Raw genomic sequence first — 17386 nt, forward strand, 5'->3', positions numbered from 1 at the left:
TAAGCATGCTCCCGGGCGTTCGCAGCTTCAGATCAACTGGAACGGATTAATCAACGCGTCGCAGGAGGACGCAAATAGATATGGAATATGAGAACAAACAAGTGGTCTGGCATCGGGCAGCGATTAGCCGGCAGAACAGGGAGGCGCTGAATGGGCATCGGTCGGCAATTTTGTGGTTTACCGGCTTGTCAGGAGCTGGTAAGTCGACGTTGGCACACGCCGTTGAGGAGCGTTTGTACTTGATGGGGTGTCGTACTTTTGTTTTGGATGGCGACAACGTCCGACAGGGTCTGTGCGCGGACCTTGGATTCAGCGACCAGGATCGTAGGGAAAATATTCGGCGCATCGCCGAAGTTGCCAAATTGATGCTGGAGTCCGGAGTCATAACGTTGACGGCGTTTATATCGCCGTTTCGGGCGGAACGCTTGCAGGCACGTAATTTGGTCGCCGCGGCTGATTTTATCGAAATATATTGCCGATGTGATCTGGCTGTCTGCGAGCGGCGCGACACCAAGGGCTTTTACCAAAAAGCCAGGCTGGGAGAGATTAAATGGTTTACCGGAATATCGTCGCCTTACGAAGTTCCGCAAAATCCGGATTTAATCGTGGAAACCGGCAGAGATGCCTTAGAAGAATGTGTGGACAAGGTCATGGATTTTTTGGCGGCAAAAGGGGTGATCCATCCGTTGCCGGAAGGCGGTGAGCTATGAACATCGATGTGTTTAACGGCGATGCGGATGGTATCTGTAGCCTGATTCAGTTGCGTTTGGCATATCCGCTTGAGTCGAGGCTAGTGACCGGTGTCAAGCGCGACATTGGGCTTTTAAACCGAGTTGTGGCCACCCGGGGCGACGACGTGGTGGTGTTGGATGTATCCCTGGACCGGAATCGCGCTCCGCTGTTGGGACTGCTGGCCGAGGGCGTCAGGATTTTTTACATGGATCACCATTATTCCGGAGAAATACCCGGCAATCCGTATTTGACAGCTTGGATCGATACCGACGCTAACGTTTGCACCAGTTTATTGATGGATCGCTATTTGGGCTCGCGTTATACAGCATGGGCGATTGCCGGGGCATTTGGCGACAATTTACGCGGCGCCGCTTGCGAATTGGCCAAGCAGTTGAACATATCGGCGCGGGAATTGCATGATCTGGAGCAGTTGGGGGTCTGTGTCAATTACAACGGCTACGGCAACGATATTTCTGATCTGCACATGGCGCCAGATTTGTTATACCAAGAGCTGAAAAACTACTGCTCGCCGCTGACTTTTATTTCTGAAAAGTTCGAATTGTACCGGCAACTATGCGACGGTTATTTTAGCGATTTAAACTTAGCCAATGACGCCGATGTGGAATATGTAACCAGTAAAGTTGCCGTTTATGTGTTGCCTAACGAAAAATGGGCTCGTAGGGTAAGTGGCGTGTGGGCAAATGCTTTGACTAATCAATATCCGGATAGGGCGCATGCTGTGTTGACACTCAATGGTGTGGGGGGGTACCAGGTTAGTTTGCGGGCCCCTTTGGTAAACAAATGGGGAGCAGACCTGGTGTGTGCTCAATTTGGCGGGGGAGGGCGTAAAGCCGCTGCCGGTATCGATAATTTGCCAGGAAATGAATTGAAACGATTTGTCGACGTGATGGTAAATCAATTTCTATGACTTTGTTGTTATATTATGTTTTTTTTATAGTTTACGGCAGTCTGATACCGTTTGATTTTAATGGCTACACTTTTGAGCAAGCTTGCAGAGTATTTGGCAATATACCTTGGCTGGCCTTGGGGATGTATTCCAGGGCTGACTGGATAGCCAATATCTTGCTCTATATCCCGTTCTCATATTTGCTGGCAAATGCGTTGGCTGGTAAGAGCAGTCCGGCTTCTTATCGACTGTTGGCTGTTGTGATTGCGGTGTTGCTTGGGTTCGTCCTTGCATTAGCTATCGAGTTTTGTCAGGTATTTTTTCCGCCGCGGACGGTGTCGCTAAACGACTTGTTAGCCGAAACCCTCGGCTTGTTTATCGGGTCCGGTTTATGGCTAATTGTCGGTGGTAAAGTCGACGAGTTGTTTAAATCGATTGTGAATAATAGCCGCCAATCGCAGTCGGCATTTATTACGCTCTACACGGTTTTTTACCTGTTCTTGAGTTTTTTTCCGTTCGACTTTGTTACCTCTGCGGATGAGCTTCATAAAAGTATTTCGGCAAAATCCATAGGATTTTTTTCTGGAATCGTAGATGGCGATGGTGTCGTCTTTGTTTTAAAGGCGTGTTTAGAGGTTTTTGCCGCTGTACCGCTCGGTTTCTTTATAGCCAGTAAGTTTTTTTGCCGTAGAATCGGAAATGTTTTTTTATTGGCATTCTCGGTTTCGGCTTTGTTGGAAGTATTGCAGTTATTGCTGATTACCGGCACTTTTCAGGGGGTATCGATAATAGCCAGAGGCGCGGGAGTTTGCTTCGGTGCATGCGCAGCAAACGGCAAATTGAATTTGAATCTAAAATCGCTACGAATTGAGTTTTTACGGTTTTTGCCAATTGTCTTTTTTATCTATTTGGTTGTTGTGTTATCGGTGAACGGTTGGTCACTCGCTAGTTTTACCGGCTATCAGAATGGCTTAGCCAAAATAGCTCAAATTAACTGGTTGCCCTTTTACTATCATTATTATGTTACCGAAGCGGTTGCCTTAACCAGCGTTATGTACGTCGTGGTAACTTACCTGCCGCTAGGAGTGGGATACGCATTTATAGAGAAGCGTTTAAACGTAAGTTATATCGTAGTTGCTGCCGTATTTTTGGCTTTGTTAGTTGAATTTGGGAAGTTGTTTTTTTCAGTTAAACATCCCGATCCTTCTAATTTTCTAATTGCCGGATTTTCTGCCTATTTTGGATTCTACATTGTAAATGTCTTTAAGTATGCTGAATATGGCAATTTTTCCGGATCGGTAAAAAATGGGAATATGAGAAATACTCAGGCTCAAATAGCGTATCAAAGCTTTGGCAGTTTAGACGCTACAGATGGTGCAGAAAATCAAGTCGTTCTATCGACTCCCCGTTCGAATACGGACTATAGTTATGGGCAATCTAATACCTTAGGAAAGTCGATCGCCTTGGCAGTTCTTTTTTTCGTGTTTTGGAAAGCGGGAAGTCTGCCGGCATTTACCTTGCAGATTGTTGCGTTTTTAGTGGCTTACGCAACAGCGGTATGGCTTATGCCTCAAGCGTGGTTAGTTTTATTACCGACGATTGTGCCTTTGATCGATTTGTCGCCTTTCAGTGGTCGTTTCTTCTTCGCGGAAGTCGATTTAGTTGTTCTGACGACTTTCGCGGTCAGCCTGCTGAGAAATCGATGGGTATTAAGGGATAGTGATGTACCCGGAGGATTGTGGGTTTTGACGATGTTGCTAGTTTCTTCGTTGTTAATAAGTTTGTTGGCCGGACTATACCCGTTTGACACGGTCGATGATAATTCGTTTATTAACTACTATAGCCGCTATAACGCCCTACGTGTTTTCAGAGGCTTTTTTTGGGCATTGATTCTTTTTCCTGTTTTGGTTTTTAGTTTAAAGCGTATTAATAAAGCGCGAGAATATTTATGTTCGGGTATTCTGTTGGGCTTGTTAGTTGTCTGTTTGGTGGCGATTTGGGAAAGATTTTTGTATTCAGGTTTATTTAACTACGATACCGACTTTAGGATTACAGCGAGTTTTGCCAGTATGCATACCGGCGGCGGGCATATTGATGAGTATTTGGTACTAGTGGTTCCGTTCATCGCAACTCAGTTTTTCGGTAAACAGAAAGCGTTTCGATCGGTTTTCGCCTTGGTATTATTGACGTTAAGTGCATATACTATATTGGTTACATTTTCCCGGGGGCCGTATATTGCCTTTATGGTTGAGGCCGTTTTACTGTGTGTATTGTTTTATACTTCCGTAAGAAGCAATGTCCGCTATCGATTGGGTTTTATTTTGGCTGTTGCTGTGGCGATTACCGTTTTATTAGGACTGTCCGTACCTGTTTTGAAGGGGGATTTCATCCAGAAACGTTTTAGTCAAGTCGAACAAGATTACTATATCAGGACATCCCATTGGTTGGACGCTATAAATATGATGGATTCTGGAATTGCGACTAGTCTTTTCGGAATGGGATTAGGTAGTTATCCAAGAACCTACTTTTGGCGAAATTCCGAGAATACTATTCCGGCAACGTATTCTCTCGCCACAGAGGGTGACGGGCATTATTTAAAGCTGGGCGGTGGAGACTCGCTATATGTCGAGCAAAGGGTACCGGTTGCGCCCGATACTGAATACAAACTCAGTTTCGAGGCTCGAAGTGAGTCCTCTAATGCAATGCTAACAATTCCGATTTGCGAGAAAGCGCTTTTATACTCGTTTGATTGTATTTGGGACTCTTTTAACTTAGCAGGTACAGGCAATTGGCAAAAATTCGAAAAAATTGTCAAGGTTACGAGTATTGGTGCTCCGAAAGGAAAATTAACTGGAACTTTGTCGAAGCGCGCGACGAAGTTAGGTCTTTATAACGGCATAAGTCAAACAGTATTGGATGTAAGAAATGTCAGTCTGGTCGATGCGGAAGGAAACGATTTAGTTAAAAATGGCGGTTTTTCGCACGGATTCGATTATTGGTTTTTTTCTACCGATAATCACTTGCCTTGGCACATTAAAAACATCTGGGTCCAGATGTTTTTCGATCTCGGCTGGTTCGGGCTTCTTGTTTTCAGTTGTTTTGTCACTTATATCTTGATTCAAAGTTTTAAAAGTGCAGTTTTGGGTGATAGGTTTAGCTTAGCCGCAACGAGTGGGTTAGTCGGTTTTTTGGTGGTGGGCGTAGTCGATAGTCCTTTTGACGAACCGCGGCTAACTTTTATGTTTTTATTGGTATGTTGGTTTTCGATTCTCAGTAGAGCGAATAATGCGTAACGAGTTCTCTTCTATTCGCTCTTTAAAAATGAGTGAAGGTTTTTTTTGTCGATTAATTAAAAATATTTTTAAGAATTTTGGTGCAAAGGAAATATGGTTTTTATTCTTTATTTCGATTTCTTCCAGCCTGGAAGCGTCAACTCAGCATCCTGTGCCGGCTTCAAAACAGACTCATGAAGAAAGCAAAGCTAATAGACAGCAAGAGATTGCGATCGAGACCGAGAATGCTCAACATCCTAATAAAGAAAAACAAAATTCTTTAAGTGGAGCGGAAAGTCAGAGTTTAAATACACTAACTAAAAAAGACGCATCGCAAGTTGAGCCTTACTTGACGTTTGGTGAACTGCTGGCTAGAAATGCCGTAAAACCCTCTGTTTATCCTCGAAGTGTTGATGATAATGGCGATTTGAAAGGTTTTTTTAATGTTGAACCCTCCCTTAAAATTTCATACAGTGGAATGCTCGACTCAGTCAGGGATGCGATAGGTGACTCTGCATATAGTAAATTGCTATGGACTTACTACGATATCAAAGAAATTGATAATTTAATTTACACAAAGATGGCTCAATACGATTTTAGTCATAGTGTTTTTTCGGAAGGATTTCGGTCTATAAACGGACTGAATCAACAATTTGGCGCAAGTATCATGGTGAGCAATAGACTTGGGGCGCCGAATGAAAATCCTATGTTCCAGGGGGAGTTTAATAAAACGCCGTCAAACGCTGGGGGTAAAGCGGTGTTGAATATTCCGGAGCAAAGCCTGGAGAACGTGCAAAGCGACGTCCTTGAAAACAGTTATTTTGCGTTAATTCTGCGGTTTCTCACAGTAAAAAACCTGATTTACGCGATGTTGGCTACTTTTCTAGGCGGTTTGCTTTTAAGAGTCGTCAGGTTTTTTATCAAGCAGGATTTAAGTTAAATCGTAGGAAACCGAGAATAGAAGTCGCCCAATCTGTTTCCTCAACAAATCCGGAATTTAAGTTCTATTAATTTAATTCGATTTTCACATTGACTTCAAGTCCGACTGGTGCTTGAAGTGGCGACTCTGGGTCGATAAAAACTTGAATAACGTCGATGTCTTTGCGCTCGGTTGCTGTTTTTGCGAACACGGTTTTTTTACCCATAATTTGCTTCACCAAGGACACGCGAGCGGGAATTTCTTTATCGCCTAATCCTCTGCCAAACAAAGTCGCCTTTTGGCCTGCGCGAAGCATTAATGCATAATTCTCGTCCACTTCAGCCCGCACGCGTAACTTGTTTAGGTCGCCCAATAATAATACCGGCTCCGGGCTGCTAGTCGAAAATGTCGACTCGCCGACGCGTAAGATATTTTCTAGCACGGTGCCGTCGATCGGGGCAATCAGTAAGGTTTCGGCGAGACTTTGCTGAGCGGCTTTTAATCGGGCTTCGGCAACTGCCACTTGAGCCATGGCGGCTTGTTTGTCGACGTCGCGGACGTAGTTTGTCAGATAGCGGGTTTCCGATATTAGGCGAAGACTATCTGCTTGCTTAAGCTTGGCACTGGTTTCAGCCAGATCGCGTTCGTCTTCCGAAGCGAATTTGCTATTTTGCAGCCGGTCGATGCGCTCGAGTTTACGGCGTGCATATTCAGCGTCCAGGGCAGATACCTTCTGCGCGCTTTTTTTGGCTTCTATTTCGTAGGGATTGATGCCTGCCATCACTTTTGCCAAATCGGCTTTGGCGGCGGTTAATTGGGCTTCCGCTACGGTCACGGCGATCTGCTCTTCGGCGTTTTTTTGAGCGGCGAGGGTATCGCCGGCCTTGACCCGTTGACCCAGTTCGACTTTATATTCGCCGAGGATTCCAGGGTGTTTGAATGCTACTCGGCGAATTTCGTTGGCAGGTTCAACGTAGCCTATGCCTTGTATCCTTCTCGGTTCTGATCCGGATTGCTCGGCTAAAAGTTGCGGACTGCCAATTGTCACCAGTAGAGCTACAAAAAATGAGGCGGGGCGTCGCATATTTAAAGTCCGGGAGGATGGTCCAAATTAGTTTCAGTATAGAAAGTATTTTCCGTTGCCGCAGTTTGCTTTCGTTCCACTAGAAGTCCGTCTGCAATCGACAGGATTCGATCGAAAAGAGGCAGCATTCTGGTGTCGTGGGTCACAACCACTAGGACTGCGTTTTCGATTCGGGCTTGTTCCAGCAATAGTTCAACTACGGTTTTACCGGTATTCCAGTCAAGTGCGGCTGTAGGTTCGTCAGCCAGTACAATGGATGGTCGGTGCAATAACGCGCGGGCGATGGCTACGCGTTGGCGTTGTCCGCCGCTCAGTTGCGTCGGATATTTGTGCCGAAGAGGTTGAAGTTGCAGCCTATCCAGTAGTTTGTTCACGCGCTGATCGATATCGGAGGGTTCCATGCCGGCATTGCGGCCGACAACGGATAGGTTATCTCCGATCGTTAAAAACGGTAACAGTTGAGCTTGTTGAAAAATAAACCCGAGTTTTTGTCGGCGAACTTCGGTCAAGCTGCTTTTGTCGGAAAAATTGACGGGGTTATTATCGACCAACAATTGGCCGGCGCTCGGTTCGAGCAGGCATCCCAGTATCGATAGCAATGTTGTTTTGCCTGAGCCGGACGGGCCTATCAATACCGATGCTTCTCCTTGGGTGAATTCGAGATCGACACGCTTCAATACCTGTTCGACAAGATCTCCGCTGCCGTAACTTTTGGTTATGCCCTGGCAAGCTAAAACGTTTTTCATCAGTGAAACACCGATACTGGGTCCAATTTAAAGACTGCACGGATCGAGAACCAGGAGCCGGCTACGCAACATAGTAGTGAAAATAGGGTCAGGCACGCGGAGACCGCCGGCGTGGTTTCCAATGGAATTGGGCTCAGCGCTGTGAGTTTGCAGGCGACTAAGAACAGTAACGAGCCTAATATTATGCCCAGTCCGCCTAGGGTTATGCTTTGCGCGAGTATGATTTGTCTTAATGTTTTTTGGTGGAAGCCTAGAGCAAGCAGGGTTGCGTAATTGCCGATGTGGTCTTGCGTGATTGAAAACAAAGTTTGGCTCATAATGATGACGCCAACCAACAACCCAAGTGCTGCCGTTATGATGACGGTGATGCCTACTCCTGTTTCCAACATCCAATATTTAACCGAGCGAGCCGCGAATTGTTTTGTGGTCAACACCTCAACGTTAGATAGTTCACTCGCGATTCGGTCGCGGATGACGGACGGGTCTTCTCCTGGTGCTATGCGCGCCAGGACGTATGTAATATCGTCTTCTTGATGGGCGGGGACGTAGCCTAGGGCGTTATCGATTGATGTAAACACAAACGGAGCGGCAGTAAAGGTGCGCACTCCTCTGGAGAAACCGCCAACGATTGCTCGCTTTCCTTCCATCTCCGCTTCGTCTCCGATGTTATTCACACCCAGCGCGTTTTTTGACAGCTCGTCTATCAAAACGGTATCGGGCAAGTGCACGGATTCGATATCTCCAGAGGCGATATTCCAGGGGCCGCCGGCGTTGCTGGAATCAAGGCCAATAACTTCAACGGTGATACGTTTACCATCCGGATGTTGCCAGTTTATCCAAATCACTAGCATACCTTCAGCCCACTTAACGCCATCAACGCTACTGACTTGCTGGATTCGATGCCGAGGTATGGTAGTGCCGAAGTCGAAAGTACGTGTGTTTTCTGCCATTACCCATACATCAGCCCCAGCATGTTCTATTATGGCACTGTTAGTATTTACCCAACCGACCAGCAGGCCGATTTGAGCGGCCGCCAAGAAGAATGCCAGTGCTATGCCGACCACCGTCATCGCAAAGCGTAGGCGTTTGTGAAGTAACATTTGGGTGGAAACTGGGAAAACTACCGAATTCATCGTGGAATTGAATGATTTTTACCGATGTGAGATTGGACTTCTGCCGTCTTTTAGCTGGGTATCGCAGAGGAAGAGGCTAGTAGTTTAGGGTGGCCAGTCTTCGGCTTGAGGTTTAGGTCCAGGGCATCGGTGTTGGGAGGATGACTATAGATACATTCATAATAGTAGCTGGCGCAAACAGAAGGCAAAAAAGCCTGTTGACAGTATAGCAAAATACTTAGTACAACCACCGACCTCTATCTGGAGCAGCCCCATGACCGCATTCAATTTCGAACAGGCGTTTTCCCGCAATATCGGTTGGATCACGCAAGATGAACAGGCAAAACTTCGTGGCAAAAAAATAGCGATTGCGGGTTTGGGCGGCGTCGGAGGCAGTCATTTGCTTACGCTGACCCGCTTAGGTATCGGCAGCTTCCACATAGCGGACTTTGATAAATTTGAACTGGCCAATTTTAATCGTCAGGCAGGGGCGACAATGTCGCATCTAAATCAGCCCAAAGTTGACGTGATGGCAGACATGGCGCGCGATATCAATCCTGAGTTGACCATCGAAAAGTACTCGGACGGTGTTACTGCAAGCAATCTCGCCAATTTTTTTAGTGGGGTGGATTTATATGTTGATTCGCTCGATTTTTTCGCTTTCGAAGCCAGAGAGATGGTGTTTGCTTACTGTGCAGAGCATGGTATTCCTGCAGTCACGGCGGCTCCTTTAGGAATGGGGGTTGCGCTACTGAACTTTATGCCGAGCAAAATGACTTTTGAACAGTATTTTCAACTTAGAGGTAAGTCGCGAACGGAGAAAATTTTGCATTTCTTATTGGGATTGTCGCCCGCTATGTTGCAGAGAGGATATTTGATAGAGAGAGGTGCAGTCGATTTACTAAATAATCGTGGGCCTTCCACTCCAATGGCATGCGAGTTGTGTGCCGGAGTCGTAGCGACTCAAGCTCTGAAAATTTTATTAGATCGAGGTAAGGTTATTGCCGCGCCGACAGGGTTGCATTTCGACGCTTACCGTAACAAGTTGGTTAAGACTTGGCGGCCGGGCGGAAACAACAATCCGATCCAGAAGTTGGGTATTCTGCTGGCTAAGCAGCAGTTTATTAAGATGATTCAGGAATAGGATTTCTTCCTCGTCATTGATTGGCCAAAACTAAAATGGAAAAGACAACAATAGAAAAAATATTGGATGCCGCCATTCGGGCGCCATCGGGAGACAACTCGCAGCCGTGGCGTTTTGATGTTACGGACGATTGCTCGAGCATACTTCTTTATAATCTTCCTGAAAAGGATGACTCTTATTATAATTATCAACAGGTCGCGTCTTATATTGCGCATGGCGCAGTAATAGAAAACATTAGTTTAGCGGCGCGACATTTAGGCTTTTCTATTAACGTCGAGTTGTTTCCAAACTCGAGCAACATTCATCAGGTTGCAGTTATTAATTTTAGGGGTGAAGAAAATTTTCCCGTTCTAGAACCGCTTTATGAATCCATCTTCAAGCGGTCGACTAACCGATTTAGATATCAATCGGCTAAATCGACTATTTATGACTTAAAGTTATTGGTAGAGTCAGTGAATGCAATTCCAGGTGTTGTTAGTCATTTTGTAACGGAGCCGAATATTATAAATAAATTGGCGAAAGCGTTTATGATAAATGATAGTTTGGTTTTCGAGAGTCAAGCTATACATGGCTTTCTATTTAGACAAATACGCTGGAATCGAGAGCAAAGCATCAATTCCGGAGATGGTATGGCATTGGATGTTTTAGGTTTGAGTTGGCCCGAGAAACTATTATTTCCAATGTTGCGCTTTTGGCAGTTTGTGAAATTGGCCAATTATTTCGGATTGTCACGAGTGGTTGGTCTCAAGTGTTGGTACAACTTTCGTAATGTACCCATCGTTGGTATGTTGTGCGTGGAAAGAACTGATAGAGTTGGATTTATTCAAGCAGGCCGAGCCATGCAGCGAGTTTGGCTGGAGGCCACTAGACAGGGATTGGATTTTCAGCCGCTTGTCGGCTTGCCTTTGCTTTTTTATCGTGGGAAGGTTGCGGATCTGTCAGCTTTTCCTGAAAAACGTCAGAAGCAGCTTTTTCAGGCTGAGGCAAGACTAAGGGAATTGCTCAACGTAGGTGCCTCTGAAGAATTAGTAATCGGTTTTAGAATCGGTAAAACTTTGCGGGCAGGGGGGCAACCCTGAGAAAGCCCGTTTCCATTCAATCTTAATTAACTTATTGACGTCTCTGTGTTAGCGGAAAGAACTCTGAGCAGTCGCATCTGGTGCGTGGTTACGTGAACCCGACAATGCATAAAGAGTTGCTGTTCGGGGCAAATCCAATTCGAGAGTCGGCCGGTCGTGCCTTATAACTCGGATTGTGAGCCATGTTTCAGAGCTGAGTTGCTAGTGATTGGTCACTGATCAGATCGGCATTATGGCGGGTGGCGCAAGCCGGTTAATCGAGTTTTATCGTTAAAATTCAAGTTGTCAATTGCAATAGTATCTGTGCAAAACTTGGTATTCTCAGACTTGTCTTAGTTCCCACTCGCGATGGGAGTATATGAATTCTCTTTCTATCTATAAATCCTGCCCAGGAGGGTGTCGTGTTACGAAAAAAAAAATAGTGATTATTGTTCTAATGGGTTTGCAGTAGCGTTATTGACATATGGTTTTTCTATTTCTCAGGCGTGGGCTTTGTCTGTTTATCCCGAGCAAAAGAACGACCCCGTTATAGAGCAAGGCTTGGGGTTGGATGGATTAGGCTTTGGTCAAGTGCCGGAGCAGGATTATTACCGTAATACTCCCGGAGTTTTTCTTCCAGATAAGAGTGAACTAGTCAAGCAATTCTACCATAGCGGTTTAAAGCATTTGCAAGAAGGGCGCAAAGAGGAAGGTGTAAAGGATTTAGAAAAGGCCTGGAGACTGGCGCCAAATCAAATACCAACGGCCGTTGCTTTATCCAATATTTATCTTAAGGATAAAAAAGTAGAAAGTTCTCTCGATATTGCTAAAAAGCTTCAGCAAGCCCAGCCAGACGTTCCTCACGGTTTTATTATCGAGGGTTTTTCTTACCAAACTTTGGGGGACGATAAAAAGGCTATAGCCGCTTTTGAAAAAGCTCTGGGCTTAACTAAGGGTGAGCCGTCAGCATCTGCGGCGTTAGCTGAATATGCGTTGCGTGGGAAGGATCCGCAGCTTGCTCGGTCGCTGTATTTGGATGTTTTGAAATATAATCCCGGACATATTCGAACTTTATTTTTGCTCGCGGGGTTGGATAAAAATTCCGGGGATACCAAGGAGGTCGAGGCTTTGGTTGCCGATGCCCTGAGCAAGGCGGCCGATGATCTTCAAACTCATAATCAGTTCGCCCAAATTTACGAAGTTCTTAGAAACTATCCGCAAGGGATTGGCGAGCTTGACAAAGCGCTTAAAATTCAACCGGATGACGGCTATACGCTGTTTGCTAAAGCGCGACTATTGGCTTCCGACCGACAGTTTGATGCGGCGCGAGACATTTTGAGCACGTTGTCGGCTAAGTATCCCAAGTCTGCGAACTCCCGTCAATTAGAGGCGCGTATAGCTTTGGAGCAAAATAAGCCGGATGAAGCCGTGGCTTTGTTTCAAGAGGCATTAAAGCTAAACGACAATACGCCACTCGCAATTGAATTGGCTGTTGCTCTGATGCGGGCTGGTAAGACTGATGCAGCGCTAGAGGTGTTTCGAAGCCGCATCAATAGCGAGCCGACCAATATAAGTTTGCGGGCTCTTTACGCAGAACAATTGCGCAGAAATAAAGCCTTTGATGAGGCCTTGCTGCAATATGAGGAAATTATTAGACAAAATCCCGATAACATTGCCGTGCATAACAATATGGCGTGGATGTTAGGTCAAAAAGGTGATATCGATTCGGGCCTGCGTCACGCTAAGCTCGCCTACGAAAAAGCACCTAAAGATCCTAACATTGCCGACACATACGCTGAGCTATTGTTAAAAAAAGGCGCATTTGTCCAAGCAGAACCGATTTTGCTTAAAGCTTACGAAGCATTACCGAACAGCAATAGCGTTCGTTTGCATCTGTCGGAAGCTTACTTAGGGTTGAACAAGCGCGATCAAGCCAAAAAACTCCTGACCGAATTGCTGGCTCAAAAAGGTGATTTTGACGAACGCCCGCAAGCTGAAGCGTTATTGAAGACGCTCGCGGCAAATTGATTCTAGGTGACCAGTTATGAAGACCCATCCCGTCGATTTTATCTTGTCAGGGTTTTTTACAATCTTGATTTTCTGCCTGAGTTTGTTTCCGGTGTCGGTTTTGAGTGGGATTGTTACCGTACCTGCTTTTGGCGATTATCATGTCGTGATCGATTCGCTATTGCTTCTTTTGCTTTATGGGTTATGGTCGGCAGCGATTCTCAGGTTAATGATGGTGTTCAAGCCGTTTTCGCCTGGAGAATACTCTATGGAGGATCGCTTGTTCACTTACTGGAAATTATTTACGGTGATTTACGAGTTTGGCAAAGGGGCTTTGTTGCCTTTCACAACGGTGTTCGCAAAACCGCTTGTGGCCAAGTTATTCGGCGCAACAATAGGGCGGGATATCGCCCTGGGCGGGCATCTGGTCGATCCTCAGCTGATTCAGATTGGTGATGAAGCCGTTATTGGTCACGATTCAGTTATTACGGCACACACGATAAACAGCGGCACCATCGTGCTCAAACCTGTGGTTATCGGTGCCAGAGCGACGATTGGCGTCCACGCGGTATTAATGTCTGGCGTAAGTGTGGGAGAGGGGGCCATTGTTGCGGCGGGTTCCGTAGTGCCGCCGGATACCAGCATTCCGGCAAATGAACTCTGGGGCGGTATTCCGGTAAAAAGAATCAAATCGTTGTAGTTGGGTGTCGCGAAATTTTACAGTTGTTCGTTTTTATCGGTTCTGTATTTTTTAACTCATTGAAAATGTTAATTAAATTATTTTGGCATCCATATTGCTTTGTTATGGCATCACCGAGTGATACCTGTTTAACCTCAAAATTTGGAGCAATGTCATGTTTAACAAAATGAAAGTTATCGGCGGAGCCTCTTTGTTGGCTCTCAGCTTTGGCGCTAACGCGGCCCCTGTTGATTTGTTTTCGACCAATCAAGGCGCATATACAGATAACACCAAAGACGGTACCGATACCGGCACTATTATTACTTCCGGTCCTGGCGGCTCTGTCGGTGTTGCTGATCCGACCATCTTGGGCGGCAACCGGGATTTGTTCGTTAGTAAAATCTCAGATAACAACGGAGATCAAGCTACCCGTTCTGCTACTGCTTCTGTATCCGGTGGCGTGTTTGACTTTAGTACTTCTACCGGTACTACCGGCCGCGCTCAAATTCAATGGGACGGCGCAGAAGCTACCAACGCGATTGATCATACTGGCTTGGGTGGTCTGGACTTGACCTTTGGCGGTACTCAAAACGCATTTTCTATCGGCGTGGTTTTTTCTGATGCTGGCTTCAATTTCAAGATCACAGCATATACCGATGCAACTAACTATACGGAAGTGACGATTACTTCCAATGCGCATGATGTTCCAGCTACGACTTCGATTCCTTTTTCTGCGTTTCTGTTGGGTTCCGGCAGCTACCTGGGCGGTACTGTTGTAGTTAATCAAGTCGGAGCAGGTGGTGATTTGACTAAACTGGGCGCGTTGGTTGTCGATATCGACCAATTCGGTCTAAAAACCTCTTTGGATTTGACTTTGGATCAAGTAACTACCGTTCCAGAACCTTCTGTATTGGGTTTGATGGGTATCGGTTTACTGGCTGCTGGCTACTCTCGCGGCAAAAAAGCTAAATTGGCTGTTTAAGTTTTAGCTTAGCTGATTTAACATTGAGGCGGTGTCTTCCTCTGGGAGACGCCGCTTTTTTATGCCTTGAGTTTTCTGGAACGGATCAATATTTCTAGCAATGAAATCTGATGCCAAACGCGTATTGATTTTTGCCGAAGCTGTGACCTTGGCGCATGTGGCCCGTTGCGCCACCATTGCCGAAGAGTTGTCCGCGTCAGGTAAATATGAGGTGATCTTGGCTGTAGACCAACGTTTTCAAGCGGTTTCCAGGCCTGCAAAATATCGGCATATAGAGATTGAATCCGTTTTAACCGACGAATTCCTGAAAAAACTAAATAAGGGTTCTCCGCTGTATAGCGTTAAAACTCTTGAAAAATACGTACAGGAAGAGCTTAGAATTTTCAGCGAGTTTAGCCCCGATTTCGTTATCGGCGATTTCCGGTTGTCACTAGCGATTAGCTGCAGGCTTGCAGAAATACCTTATGCGACGGTAACCAACGCTTATTGGAGTCCTTACATTGAGACTTCTTATCCGATTCCTGAGTTACCAATAACAAAGATTTTCGGCGAAGCGGTCGCACAAAAGATGTTCGATCTTGTCCGGCCGGCTGTGTTTGCATTGCATTCCCTAGCTTTTAATCGAGCTTGTAAAAAATTCGGCTTGCCTCCCTTGGCATACGATATGCGGGAAGTCTATACCCATGCCGATTTCACCCTATATGCTGACATCGAATCTTTGTTTTCGATGCGGGATTTGCCGAAAAATCATTTTTTTATAGGTCCGATTTTGTGGTCGGCGGATGTTGATTTGCCTGACTGGTGGTGGAATCTGCCGGAAGACAAACCGATCGTTTTTGTGACTTTAGGTAGCTCCGGCAACGCCACATTACTGCCGATGATACTTGAAACGCTATCTAAAATGCCGTTGACCGTGGTCTGCGCGACAGCGCAAAGAAGCAATATAGAAGTCTGCTATCCGAACGTGTTTATTGCCGATTATCTGCCAGCGGAACACGCTGTGAGTAGGTGTGATTTAGTAGTTTGCAACGGTGGCAGTCCGATGGTTTATCAGAGTTTGGCATCTAACAAACCTGTGCTTGGCCTTCCGAGCAATCTTGATCAATACCTGATGATGTCAACCCTGCGGCAAAGCGGTAGAGGGTACTTAATCCGTTCTGGTCAGGCAGATCCTATAACTATTAGACGAGCCGTCGAGCAAGCCCTGACAAATACGCCGGAAAATCTGGCCGGGGAATGTCATTTGCATCTCGACAAAATTATTGACTTGATCGAAGGGAAAATGGCCGATTAGAGATGTGAGCTGGAACGGCTATCGATGATGTCTTTAGCGTTATCTTGCTCCCTTACCCCACAAAATCACTTCAACCGTACTCAACATGATCGTTAAGTCCAAAAACAGACTGTAGTTCTTGACGTAGTACAAATCATATTGCAGTTTTTGCCGGGTGTCGTATTCGCTGGCGCCGTAGGGGTAACAAAGTTGAGCCCAGCCGGTGATGCCAGGCTTAACTCGGTGTCGTTCCTTGTAATACGGAATGGTTTCTTCGAAGCCCCTGACAAATTCCGGTCGTTCCGGTCGGGGGCCGACAAAGCTCATATCCCCTTTAAGGACATTCAATAATTGCGGCAATTCGTCTATCCGGTATTTTCGGATGAACTTGCCGACTTTGGTTACACGGTCGTCGCTCTGGCTGGCCCATTGCGCCCCGTTTTTTTCGGCGTCCACCCGCATGCTGCGAAACTTGATGACGTCGAATGGAACGTCTCGGTAGCCGACGCGTTTTTGCCGATAAAATACCGGGGCGCCAAAACCGCTTTCCATATAGATGGCCGCTGTCGTCAACAGCATCAACCACCAACTCACGGCCAGCAGCAACAAGCTGGCGATAATGTCGAAACTGCGTTTGACGATCGGCCTCATGCCGCTGTTGACGAAGCCGTCGGAGAACATTAGCCAACTTGGGCTGAGGGCGGCGAGAAACACCAGACGTTGTTCCCGTTCGTAGAAAGTCTGCAAGTCCATGACCTGTACGCCGGACATTTTGATGTCCAGCAATTCCTCGACGGGTAATTTTTTACGCCTGTCATCCACGGCGATGACGATTTCGTCGACATTTGCCGCGTCAACAATATCGGTCAGCCTGATTTTGTCGTTCAATGCAATGGCATGGGGCACCGCGACCGGCTCGTCCTCTAACGTTATGTAGCCTACGATTTCGAAGCCTTTGTATACGTAGCTGGAATTCACCACGCTCAGTTCTCCGGCTCTGTCTCCGCAGCCGACTACCAGCACTCGGCGTTTTAAATTTTCCAAGTTTACGAAGCGGTAGAACAGGTAACGGGTAAGCAGCAGGCCGGAAAAAGAGAATAAGATCGCCGAAATCAACACGCTGCGCGCCAGCATGAGCTCGGGGATGATGTAGTAGGTGAAGGCCAGAATAAATACCGCGACGGCGAAACTGACGCTGATCCGTTGCAGGATGTTGTATTCCTCTTTATCCAGTGTTTTACGGTACAGCCCCAATGCGGAACAACTGGTCGTCATGATGATTGAAAATACTGCCGCAGATGACGCCAATTCCGGTTGCGAGTACCAAGAGGCCGTGTAAAGAAACCGGACTGCAGCTCCGATATACATGGCCGAGTAGAACACTATGGCTTCGGCCAGCAGGAGCCACAGGTAAGCCGTCGATATGTAATGCCGAAATATTCTGATCATGGTTTGAGCTTTCGCCGGTTCC

At 46.4% G+C, this 17386-nt stretch carries 14 protein-coding genes; 10 read left to right on the forward strand and 4 right to left on the reverse strand.

Translation table 11 applies throughout. The features are described 5' to 3' along the window. Positions 1-80 precede the first annotated feature (80 nt). Genes cysC through PL263_RS01675 form a run of 4 tightly spaced genes read left to right on the forward strand, consistent with a single transcriptional unit; the run spans position 81 to position 5851 of the window. Entirely contained in the window at positions 81-710 is a 630-nt protein-coding gene (gene cysC / locus PL263_RS01660; RefSeq protein ID WP_278211379.1) for an adenylyl-sulfate kinase, read from the forward strand. Further along, complete coding sequence (locus tag PL263_RS01665; RefSeq protein WP_278211381.1) at positions 707-1660, forward strand: DHH family phosphoesterase; 954 nt, start codon at positions 707-709, stop codon at positions 1658-1660. Before cysC ends, PL263_RS01665 begins: the two co-directional genes overlap by 4 nt. Then, on the forward strand, positions 1657-4932 hold the full coding sequence (locus PL263_RS01670; protein ID WP_278211382.1) for a VanZ family protein: 3276 nt from the start codon (positions 1657-1659) through the stop codon (positions 4930-4932). The genes PL263_RS01665 and PL263_RS01670 overlap by 4 nt, the downstream gene beginning before the upstream one ends. Further along, positions 4925-5851 (forward strand): hypothetical protein, encoded by a 927-nt coding sequence (locus PL263_RS01675; RefSeq protein ID WP_278211383.1) that lies wholly within the window; start codon positions 4925-4927, stop codon positions 5849-5851. Before PL263_RS01670 ends, PL263_RS01675 begins: the two co-directional genes overlap by 8 nt. 67 nt (positions 5852-5918) lie before the next feature. On the opposite strand, the gene PL263_RS01680 is transcribed toward PL263_RS01675, so the two are convergent. Genes PL263_RS01680 through PL263_RS01690 form a run of 3 tightly spaced genes read right to left on the reverse strand, consistent with a single transcriptional unit; the run spans position 5919 to position 8760 of the window. Further along, on the reverse strand, positions 5919-6914 hold the full coding sequence (locus PL263_RS01680; protein WP_278211385.1) for an efflux RND transporter periplasmic adaptor subunit: 996 nt from the start codon (positions 6912-6914) through the stop codon (positions 5919-5921). 2 nt (positions 6915-6916) lie between these two features. Then, complete coding sequence (locus PL263_RS01685; RefSeq protein ID WP_140910629.1) at positions 6917-7660, reverse strand: ABC transporter ATP-binding protein; 744 nt, start codon at positions 7658-7660, stop codon at positions 6917-6919. Further along, complete coding sequence (locus PL263_RS01690; RefSeq protein ID WP_186289459.1) at positions 7660-8760, reverse strand: ABC transporter permease; 1101 nt, start codon at positions 8758-8760, stop codon at positions 7660-7662. The genes PL263_RS01685 and PL263_RS01690 overlap by 1 nt, the downstream gene beginning before the upstream one ends. A 286-nt stretch (positions 8761-9046) precedes the next feature. On the opposite strand from PL263_RS01690, the gene PL263_RS01695 reads away from it, so the two are divergent. The 6 genes from PL263_RS01695 to PL263_RS01720 all read left to right on the forward strand — a co-directional run bounded on the left by PL263_RS01695 (position 9047) and on the right by PL263_RS01720 (position 15936). Continuing rightward, positions 9047-9916, forward strand: a complete 870-nt coding sequence (locus PL263_RS01695) for a ThiF family adenylyltransferase (protein ID WP_278211387.1) — start codon at positions 9047-9049, stop codon at positions 9914-9916. A 35-nt stretch (positions 9917-9951) separates the two neighbouring features. Next, positions 9952-10995, forward strand: a complete 1044-nt coding sequence (locus PL263_RS01700; RefSeq protein ID WP_278211388.1) for a nitroreductase family protein — start codon at positions 9952-9954, stop codon at positions 10993-10995. Between the two features lie 492 nt (positions 10996-11487). Then, positions 11488-13002, forward strand: a complete 1515-nt coding sequence (locus tag PL263_RS01705) for a tetratricopeptide repeat protein (protein WP_278211390.1) — start codon at positions 11488-11490, stop codon at positions 13000-13002. Between the two features lie 16 nt (positions 13003-13018). Then, positions 13019-13681 (forward strand): DapH/DapD/GlmU-related protein, encoded by a 663-nt coding sequence (locus PL263_RS01710; RefSeq protein WP_278211392.1) that lies wholly within the window; start codon positions 13019-13021, stop codon positions 13679-13681. Between the two features lie 154 nt (positions 13682-13835). Continuing rightward, complete coding sequence (locus PL263_RS01715; protein WP_278211393.1) at positions 13836-14642, forward strand: PEP-CTERM sorting domain-containing protein; 807 nt, start codon at positions 13836-13838, stop codon at positions 14640-14642. Between the two features lie 100 nt (positions 14643-14742). Further along, positions 14743-15936 carry a glycosyltransferase gene (locus PL263_RS01720; RefSeq protein ID WP_278211394.1) on the forward strand — a complete coding sequence of 398 codons (1194 nt, stop codon included), beginning with the start codon at positions 14743-14745 and terminating at the stop codon, positions 15934-15936. Positions 15937-15975: 39 nt separating this feature from the next. Here PL263_RS01720 and PL263_RS01725 read toward each other — a convergent pair whose 3' ends face one another. Further along, positions 15976-17364, reverse strand: a complete 1389-nt coding sequence (locus tag PL263_RS01725) for a TIGR03013 family XrtA/PEP-CTERM system glycosyltransferase (RefSeq protein WP_278211396.1) — start codon at positions 17362-17364, stop codon at positions 15976-15978. Positions 17365-17386: the final 22 nt, after the last annotated feature.

The organism is Methylomonas sp. EFPC3 (assembly GCF_029643245.1).
Lineage (GTDB): Bacteria > Pseudomonadota > Gammaproteobacteria > Methylococcales > Methylomonadaceae > Methylomonas > Methylomonas koyamae_B.

Excerpts from the sequence above, each read along its gene's own strand:
- cysC (WP_278211379.1), top strand. The coding sequence starts at position 81 with ATGGAATATGAGAACAAACAAGTGGTCTGGCATCGGGCAGCGATTAGC.
- PL263_RS01665 (WP_278211381.1), top strand. The coding sequence starts at position 707 with ATGAACATCGATGTGTTTAACGGCGATGCGGATGGTATCTGTAGCCTG.
- PL263_RS01670 (WP_278211382.1), top strand. The coding sequence starts at position 1,657 with ATGACTTTGTTGTTATATTATGTTTTTTTTATAGTTTACGGCAGTCTG.
- PL263_RS01675 (WP_278211383.1), top strand. The coding sequence starts at position 4,925 with ATGCGTAACGAGTTCTCTTCTATTCGCTCTTTAAAAATGAGTGAAGGT.
- PL263_RS01680 (WP_278211385.1), bottom strand. The coding sequence starts at position 6,914 with ATGCGACGCCCCGCCTCATTTTTTGTAGCTCTACTGGTGACAATTGGC.
- PL263_RS01685 (WP_140910629.1), bottom strand. The coding sequence starts at position 7,660 with ATGAAAAACGTTTTAGCTTGCCAGGGCATAACCAAAAGTTACGGCAGC.
- PL263_RS01690 (WP_186289459.1), bottom strand. The coding sequence starts at position 8,760 with ATGTTACTTCACAAACGCCTACGCTTTGCGATGACGGTGGTCGGCATA.
- PL263_RS01695 (WP_278211387.1), top strand. The coding sequence starts at position 9,047 with ATGACCGCATTCAATTTCGAACAGGCGTTTTCCCGCAATATCGGTTGG.
- PL263_RS01700 (WP_278211388.1), top strand. The coding sequence starts at position 9,952 with ATGGAAAAGACAACAATAGAAAAAATATTGGATGCCGCCATTCGGGCG.
- PL263_RS01710 (WP_278211392.1), top strand. The coding sequence starts at position 13,019 with ATGAAGACCCATCCCGTCGATTTTATCTTGTCAGGGTTTTTTACAATC.
- PL263_RS01715 (WP_278211393.1), top strand. The coding sequence starts at position 13,836 with ATGTTTAACAAAATGAAAGTTATCGGCGGAGCCTCTTTGTTGGCTCTC.
- PL263_RS01720 (WP_278211394.1), top strand. The coding sequence starts at position 14,743 with ATGAAATCTGATGCCAAACGCGTATTGATTTTTGCCGAAGCTGTGACC.
- PL263_RS01725 (WP_278211396.1), bottom strand. The coding sequence starts at position 17,364 with ATGATCAGAATATTTCGGCATTACATATCGACGGCTTACCTGTGGCTC.